Origin of the sequence: Breoghania sp. (genome assembly GCF_030066895.1) — a bacterium.
Classification (GTDB): Bacteria; Pseudomonadota; Alphaproteobacteria; order Rhizobiales; family Stappiaceae; genus Breoghania.
Genome location: NZ_JASJAV010000012.1, coordinates 71,542 through 78,687, shown reverse-complemented (window position 1 = coordinate 78,687; position 7,146 = coordinate 71,542). Strand labels below are relative to the sequence as shown.

At 63.3% G+C, this 7,146-nt stretch carries 7 protein-coding genes and 1 pseudogene; all 8 read left to right on the top strand.

The annotated features are described in order from the left end of the window. Positions 1–700: 700 nt before the first annotated feature. The 8 genes and pseudogenes from ffh (at position 701) to QNJ43_RS13595 (ending at position 7,056) form a co-directional block, all read left to right on the top strand. Positions 701–2,164 carry a signal recognition particle protein gene (gene ffh / locus QNJ43_RS13630; RefSeq protein ID WP_300470817.1) on the top strand — a complete coding sequence of 488 codons (1,464 nt, stop codon included), beginning with the start codon at positions 701–703 and terminating at the stop codon, positions 2,162–2,164. A gap of 119 nt (positions 2,165–2,283) precedes the next feature. Next, a complete protein-coding gene (rpsP, locus tag QNJ43_RS13625) occupies positions 2,284–2,694 on the top strand; it encodes a 30S ribosomal protein S16 (RefSeq protein WP_300470815.1) in 411 nt (136 codons plus the stop codon). A gap of 153 nt (positions 2,695–2,847) precedes the next feature. Continuing rightward, positions 2,848–3,399 carry a ribosome maturation factor RimM gene (gene rimM, locus QNJ43_RS13620; RefSeq protein ID WP_300470812.1) on the top strand — a complete coding sequence of 184 codons (552 nt, stop codon included), beginning with the start codon at positions 2,848–2,850 and terminating at the stop codon, positions 3,397–3,399. 5 nt (positions 3,400–3,404) lie between these two features. Beyond that, positions 3,405–3,713: a putative quinol monooxygenase gene (locus QNJ43_RS13615; protein ID WP_300470810.1), complete on the top strand. Its 309-nt coding sequence runs from the start codon at positions 3,405–3,407 to the stop codon at positions 3,711–3,713. Between the two features lie 5 nt (positions 3,714–3,718). Beyond that, complete coding sequence (trmD, locus tag QNJ43_RS13610; protein ID WP_300470809.1) at positions 3,719–4,432, top strand: tRNA (guanosine(37)-N1)-methyltransferase TrmD; 714 nt, start codon at positions 3,719–3,721, stop codon at positions 4,430–4,432. A 431-nt stretch (positions 4,433–4,863) separates the two neighbouring features. Then, positions 4,864–5,340: a 50S ribosomal protein L19 gene (rplS, locus tag QNJ43_RS13605; protein ID WP_300470807.1), complete on the top strand. Its 477-nt coding sequence runs from the start codon at positions 4,864–4,866 to the stop codon at positions 5,338–5,340. 220 nt (positions 5,341–5,560) lie between these two features. Beyond that, positions 5,561–5,701, top strand: coding sequence for a hypothetical protein (locus QNJ43_RS13600; RefSeq protein ID WP_300470805.1), 141 nt, complete (start codon positions 5,561–5,563; stop codon positions 5,699–5,701). Between the two features lie 95 nt (positions 5,702–5,796). Continuing rightward, positions 5,797–7,056 (top strand): annotated as a pseudogene (locus QNJ43_RS13595) (3-isopropylmalate dehydratase large subunit). Positions 7,057–7,146: the final 90 nt, after the last annotated feature.

Sequence of the window (7,146 nt, the reverse complement as noted above, 5' to 3'; positions counted from 1 at the left end):
CATATCCTCCTCGATCGAGGAGGATATGCAGGTGAAGATCTGTCGGTTGGTCGGTTGATCGTCCACAATTACGACGAGCGACATCGAACAAGCCTACTGCTTCACGGCAACCCGGCCCAAATTCTACGCGGACCGAGTGCGGTTACATGAAAACGATTCATGCCTTTAACCGAAGTCAAAGTCGGCGAACGAGCAAGCTGCGCGGCCACACACACGAGCCGTTCAAGTCGAATCATGAGACAAGAACCTTAAGAAGTATTACCGATCTTGATTTGTTACTTACCTCGTTTGCATACGAATTTTTATCGATGTTCCGTTCGTCGCAGACGTAAGGGAATCCGCCGTTCGGCACTGCTTGACTCGCGCCGACGCTCCGCTTAGGTTGCCGCCACTCCTCACATGGAGAGATCGACAATCCGAGCCCCGTTAAGGTGTAAAGAGAGCCCGGGGGTCACCATCCGCCAGCGAGGTTTGCCCGCGGATGGTCTCGTCGTATGCGTTCGCGCCACCGACGCCTTTTCAAAAGGCTTCGCGGCAGCCGGAACCAGGCGACGATATTGCAGGTTGCGGGATATCCATTGAGGACTACATTCGGGGAAGCGGCCTTACGCCCTTTCCCGAAACGGCCGGAATGCCAGCAGCTTCGAAGCGTGCGGGCCTACCGGCGAGAGATGGCGAGAGATAAAGACCTGGAACGGACATGTTCGAAAGCCTGTCGGACCGCCTAAGTGGCATTCTGGACTCACTCACCCGGCGCGGCGCGCTGAGCGACGCGGACGTAACTGCGGCGCTGCGCGAGGTTCGCCGTGCGCTGATCGAGGCAGACGTCTCCCTCGACGTGGTCCGCTCCTTTACCGACAAGGTCCGAAACCGCGCCATCGGCCACGAGGTCGTGAAATCGGTCACGCCGGGCCAGATGGTCGTGAAGATCGTCCACGATCAGCTCGTGGAGATGCTGGGCTCGGAAGGCGAGCCCATCGATCTCAACGCCCCGGCCCCCGTCGCCATCATGATGGTCGGCCTGCAGGGCTCCGGTAAGACGACCACCTCGGGCAAGATCGCACTTCGTCTCACCAACCGCGACAAGCGCAAGGTGTTCATGGCCTCCCTCGACACCCGCCGCCCCGCCGCCCAGGAGCAGTTGAAGGTTCTGGGCGAGCAGACCGGCATCGACACGCTGCCGATCGTCGCCGGACAGTCTCCGACTGAGATCGCCAGGCGCGCGGAAACCGCAGCCCGCCTCGGCGACTACGACGTGGTCATCCTCGATACCGCAGGCCGTACCCACATCGACGAATCGTTGATGGTGGAGATGGCCGAGATCAGGCAGATCGCCAAGCCGCACGAAATCCTACTGGTGGCCGACAGCCTGACCGGTCAGGACGCGGTCAATCTGGCCAAGAGCTTCGATGAGCGCGTCGGCATTTCCGGCATCGTGCTGACCCGTATGGACGGTGACGGCCGCGGCGGCGCAGCACTTTCCATGCGCGCGGTCACCGGCAAGCCGATCAAGCTGATCAGTACGGGCGAAAAATCGGACGCGCTTGAGGAATTCCATCCCTCGCGCATCGCCGACCGCATTCTCGGCATGGGCGACATCGTCTCGCTCGTCGAAAAAGCATCTGAGGCCATCGACGCGGAACAGGCCGCGAAGATGGCGAAGAAGTTCAAGAAGGGCGAGTTCGACCTCGACGACCTTTCCGAACAGCTTCAGCAGATGGAAAAGCTCGGCGGCATGTCCGGCATGTCCGGCATGCTCGGCATGCTGCCCGGCATCGGCAAGATGAAGAAGAAGCTCGAGGCTGCCAACCTCGACGACAGCGTTCTCAAGCGCCAGCGCGCCATCATTTCGTCCATGACGAAGAAAGAGCGCCGCGCGCCCAAGCTATTGAACGCCAGCCGCAAGAAGCGCATCGCCGCCGGCTCCGGCACCCAGGTGCAGGACGTCAACAAGCTTCTCAAGATGCATCGCCAGATGGCCGACATGATGAAGGCCATGGGCAAGAAGAAGGGCGGCATGATGGGCGCCCTCGGCGGATTGATGGGTGGCGGCGGCATGCCGAGCCTTCCCCCCGGTGGTCTGCCCGGCATGCCCGGCGGCGGACTGCCCGGACTTGGCGGCCCGAAGTTTCCCGGACTGCCCCGCATGGGCAAGAAGAAGTAACGAAACATCCGAAAGGCGGATGTCTCCAAGGAATTCCGGCCCGCACCGTCAAAAGGCAGGTCGGTTAGGCAGCATAGCGAACACAAACCGAATACGCTCTCAAGAAGAACTGAAGATCAATGGCTCTCAAGATTCGTCTGGCCCGTGGCGGCACCAAGAATCGCCCCTACTACCGCATTGTCATCGCCGATGCGCGCTCCCCGCGCGACGGCCGCTTCCTGGAGAAGGTCGGCAGCTACAACCCGCTGCTGCCGAAGGATTCCCCGGAGCGCGTGACGCTCGACACTGACCGCATCCAGCATTTGCTGTCGCACGGCGCCCAGCCGACCGATCGCGTCCTGCGCTTCCTCGATGCCGCCGGTCTCGCCAAGCGTAAACCGCGCAACAACCCGAAGAAAGCTCTGCCGAGCAAGAAGGCGCAGGAGCATCTGGACGCCAAGCGCCAGGCCGAGGAAGACGCGGCTGCGGCAGCAGCCGAAGCGGCTGCGGCTCCGGCCGAAGAGGGTGGCGAGGAAGCTGCCGCCAACTGAGCGGCTCTTTCTTCCCGCACGATTTGAGACGGCGCCCGCGCCCGGGAGTACCGGCGCGGGCATTGTTGCCTGTAGAGCGCTTTCCGTTCGGACGGAATCGTCTGAGCGACAAGAAATCGCTCCGGATCAATACCTTGAGAATTTCAAAAGCCGATGGCTTCTTCCGACCGCGTCCTGATGGCTGAAATCGGCGCCGCCCACGGCATCAGGGGCGAAGTCCGGGTCAAACCGCACGGCGATGACCCGATGGCGCTTGGCACCTACGGTCCGCTGGAGACGGAAGACGGCAGCCGCACCTTCGAGATCGAGGCGTTACGGCAGCAAAAGCACATGCTGATCGTGCGCTTCAAGGGCATCCGCGACCGCAACGCCGCCGAGGCGTTGACCCGCACCAGACTCTACGTGCCGCGTGAGCGCCTGCTCGAGCCCGACGACGAGGACGATTTCTACCACGCCGACCTGGTCGGCCTACCCGTCTTCGATACTCAGGGCGAGGAACTCGGCATTGTCCGCTCCATCCCCAATTTCGGCGCCGGCGACATGCTGGAAATCTCGCCGAAGGGAGCCACGACATTCTACCTGCCGTTCACCCGCAAGGCCGTGCCAGAAATCGACATTGCCGGCGGCCGCATCGTTGCCGACCCGCCCGAGGGCGTCTTCCCTTCCGAGGATGGCAATGAAGAGCGCCGCAAGGAAGAAGGATAAGCGACATGAGCCGCACGGTCATCGTCTCCGGCACGTTCCGCATTCTTTCCGATGCGATTGAAGCCTGGCGCCCGCACGCGATCGCCATGCTTGAGGCGCCCCGGGCGGAACCCGGTTGCCGCGTCTATTCCTACGCCCACGATGCAGGCGATGCCGCGCTCATCCGAGTCTACGAGGAATGGGAGAGCGGCGATGCGCTCGCCCACCATTTCGAGACGCCGCACATGCGCGTCTGCCGCGAGGTTCTTGCCGAACTCGGCGCTTTTGAGCGCGACATCCGCCGGTTCGAGGCGGGCGAAGGCGAGCCGGTGTGACACCCATGTTCCACGCAACCGTTCTCACCCTCTATCCGGAAATGTTCCCCGGCCCCCTCGACCTCTCGCTGGCCGGTCGTGCGCTGGAGCGCGGCGACTGGAGCCTTGAGGCCCGCAACATCCGCGATGTCACCACCGACCGACACCGTACCGTCGACGACACCCCAGCGGGCGGCGGCGCAGGCATGGTGCTGAAGCCCGATATCGTCGCCGCGGTCATCGATGCGACCTCAACGCCCGGCGACACCCGTCCGCGCCTCCTCATGAGCCCACGCGGCCGTCCGCTCGATCAGGCCCGCGTGCGAAGCTTGAGCGCGGACGACGGCGCGCTGATCCTGTGCGGCCGGTTCGAAGGCGTCGACCAACGGGTGATCGAGGCACGCGGCCTCGAAGAGGTGTCCATCGGCGACTATGTGCTCTCCGGCGGAGAACTCGCCGCCATGGTGCTCATCGACGCCGTCGTCCGCCTGTTGCCCGGCGTGATGGGCAATGCGGAATCGGGCGAGACGGAAAGCTTCGAGACCGGTCTTCTGGAACACCCGCACTACACCCACCCGCAGGAATGGGAAGGCCGGGAGATCCCGGAAATCCTGACCTCCGGCAATCACGGCAAGATCGACCAGTGGCGCCGGGATCAGGCGGAAGAACTGACGAAGGAACGCCGGCCGGACCTGTGGGAAGCCTATTGCGCGGCGGGCAAGAAAAACGGCGAGCGCTGAAAGGCGCGCTTCCGGACAAGGCACCGCTCTCTCAACCGTCATCCCCCGGCACCCGCCTTCGCGGGCACAGGCTCCGTCCGGGGGATCCAGCACTCTCCGCACGACCGAACTATGGATTGCCCGGACGAAGCCGGGCAATGACGCAGGAGAGTGAGGTGAACGGCGCGGGTTTCATACGAACGGAACGACGCGAGTGCGGGCATATCGAAGGATGGGCATCCACACTGCCTTCCACACCGCCCACGTGCCCCCTTTTTCGCGCCTCGCTGCAGCGTCAGTGCCCTCCCCGATCCGCACCTATCAAAAACCGCGGCATCCGGCCAGAAACCGCATGACTTCCGCGGCGATGTCCTGTATGGGAGCGGCCTGAGCCCCGCCGTGCGTGCCACGTTGGGGGCTGTTATCGTGACACGAAGAATGAGATATTTGTCATGAACATCATTGAAGAGCTCGAAACCGAGCAGATGGCGAAGATCGCCGAGCAGCGGCAGATTCCGCCGTTTTCCCCCGGCGACACGATCCGCGTGAATGTGCTCGTTACCGAAGGTACGCGCACCCGTACCCAAGCCTATGAAGGTGTGTGCATCGCCCGCGCCGGTTCCAGCCGGCACGAGAACTTCACGGTTCGCAAGATTTCCTATGGCGAAGGCGTCGAGCGTGTCTTCCCCATGTATTCCCCGCTGGTCGAGGGTGTCGAGGTTGTCCGCCGCGGTAAGGTCCGCCGCGCCAAGCTCTACTACCTGCGTGGCCGTCGCGGTAAGTCCGCGCGTATCGCGGAAGCCTCCAACGTTCGCGCAAAGCGCCTGAACGAGGAGGAGCGCCAGGCCACCATCGAGGCCAAGGCCGCTGCCGAAGCCGAGAAGAAGGCCGCTCAGGAAGCTGCCGCCGCCGAGGCGAGCGCGGAATAAGTACACGGCTCTCACGCCGAGGCAAATTCAGGAAAACGCCCGCCCTCCCCGGAGGCGCGGGCGTTTTTCGTCGGATTCACGTGAGATCGGGAAACTTCATTTTCGCCGCACCTCTTCTCGCGGCGGCGGAAATCCTTGAAACGGCGACGCCGGGCCGTCATATTGCCCGCCAGTATTGCATGATCGGGTTGGTTCAATGAGCAGGTACGGAACAGAGAGCTTGAAAGCGGAGCGCGCGAGCGATTGCGCAGCTACCGGCGTGCATGCGCCGATCGCCTTCGCCCTGTTCCACGACCATGCCCGACTGCCGTGGCGCTTTCACGCGCTGCTCAACGTATCCAACGACATCCTTATCGGCTGAGCACCTCGCCGAGCGCGCGCCTTGGAAAGAGCGCTGTCGCCCGGCCGACGGTGCCGAGATGTCATGTATCCGAATTTTCCGGGAGAGAAAGACCGATGACTGAAGCCAAAATGCTGTATGACAAAATCCGGGACGACCATCTGGTCGATATACAGGAGGCCGGAACCGGCCTCCTGTATATCGACCAGCACCTCGTCCACATGAAGTGACCTCGCCGCAGGCCTCCGAGGGCCTGCACATAGCGCACCGCCCCGTGCATGCGCCGGACCGCACGCTGGCGGTCATCGACCACAACGTGCCGACCACCGACCGTTCGCACGGCATCGACGACCCCGAATCCGCGCTGCACGTTCAAACGCTCGCCGACAGCGCCAAGGAATTCGGCGTCGAGTACTACTCGGAGGCCGACAAGCGCCAGGGCATCGTCCACATCTTCGGCCCCGAGCAGAGCTTCACCCTGCCCGGCATGACCATCGTGTGCGGCGACAGCCACACCTCCACCCACGACGCTTTGGGGGTTCTCGCCCACGGTATCGGCACCTCGGAAGTGGAGCACGTGCTGGCCACCCAGACGCTGATCCAGAAAAAAGCCAAGAACATGCGGATCACCGTCGACGGCAAACTGCCCGAAGGCGTGACCGCGAAGGACATCATCCTGGCGATCATCGGTGAGACCGGCACTGCCGGCGGCACCGGTCACGTCATAGAATATGCGGGCGAAGCCATCCGCGCGCTTTCCATGGAAGGCCGCATGACCGTCTGCAACATGTCGATCGAGGCAGGTGCCCGCGCCGGACTGATCACGCCGGACGAGAAGACCTCCGCCTACATCCAGGGTCGACCGAAGGCGCCCACGGGTGACGCCTGGGAGATGGCCAAGTCCTACTGGCAGACGCTTTATTCCGATCCGGACGCCCATTTCGACCGCGAGGTCCATCTGGACGTGGCCAATCTGCCGCCGACCGTCACCTGGGGCTCCTCGCCGGAGGACGTCGTCTCCATCACCGGCGTAGTGCCGAACCCGGACAACATCCAGGACGAAGGCCGTCGCGCCTCCAAGCACCGCGCGCTGGAATATATGGGCCTGACGCCGGATACCAAGATGACCGACATCAGGTCTGGACAAGATCTTCCTGGAGGCCGGGTTCGAATGGCGCGAGCCGGGCCACTCCATGTGCCTGGCGATGAACGCCGACAAGCTCGCTCCGGGCGAGCGCTGCGCCTCCACCTCGAACCGCAACTTCGAGGGCCGTCAGGGCTTCAAGGGCCGCACCCATCTGGTCTCGCCCGCAATGGCGGCGGCCGCTGCGATCACCGACCATTTCATCGACGTGCGCGAGTGGCAGAACGCCTGATTCGCGTATCTTCGACGCGAAAGACATCTTCAACGGGCGCCCGTACTTTGTTGACGGGGATGACGTCGCCGTGCGTCCCCTTTTTGCGAT

Excerpts from the sequence above, each read along its gene's own strand:
- QNJ43_RS13615 (WP_300470810.1), top strand. The coding sequence starts at position 3,405 with ATGAGCCGCACGGTCATCGTCTCCGGCACGTTCCGCATTCTTTCCGAT.
- rpsP (WP_300470815.1), top strand. The coding sequence starts at position 2,284 with ATGGCTCTCAAGATTCGTCTGGCCCGTGGCGGCACCAAGAATCGCCCC.
- trmD (WP_300470809.1), top strand. The coding sequence starts at position 3,719 with ATGTTCCACGCAACCGTTCTCACCCTCTATCCGGAAATGTTCCCCGGC.
- rimM (WP_300470812.1), top strand. The coding sequence starts at position 2,848 with ATGGCTTCTTCCGACCGCGTCCTGATGGCTGAAATCGGCGCCGCCCAC.
- ffh (WP_300470817.1), top strand. The coding sequence starts at position 701 with ATGTTCGAAAGCCTGTCGGACCGCCTAAGTGGCATTCTGGACTCACTC.
- rplS (WP_300470807.1), top strand. The coding sequence starts at position 4,864 with ATGAACATCATTGAAGAGCTCGAAACCGAGCAGATGGCGAAGATCGCC.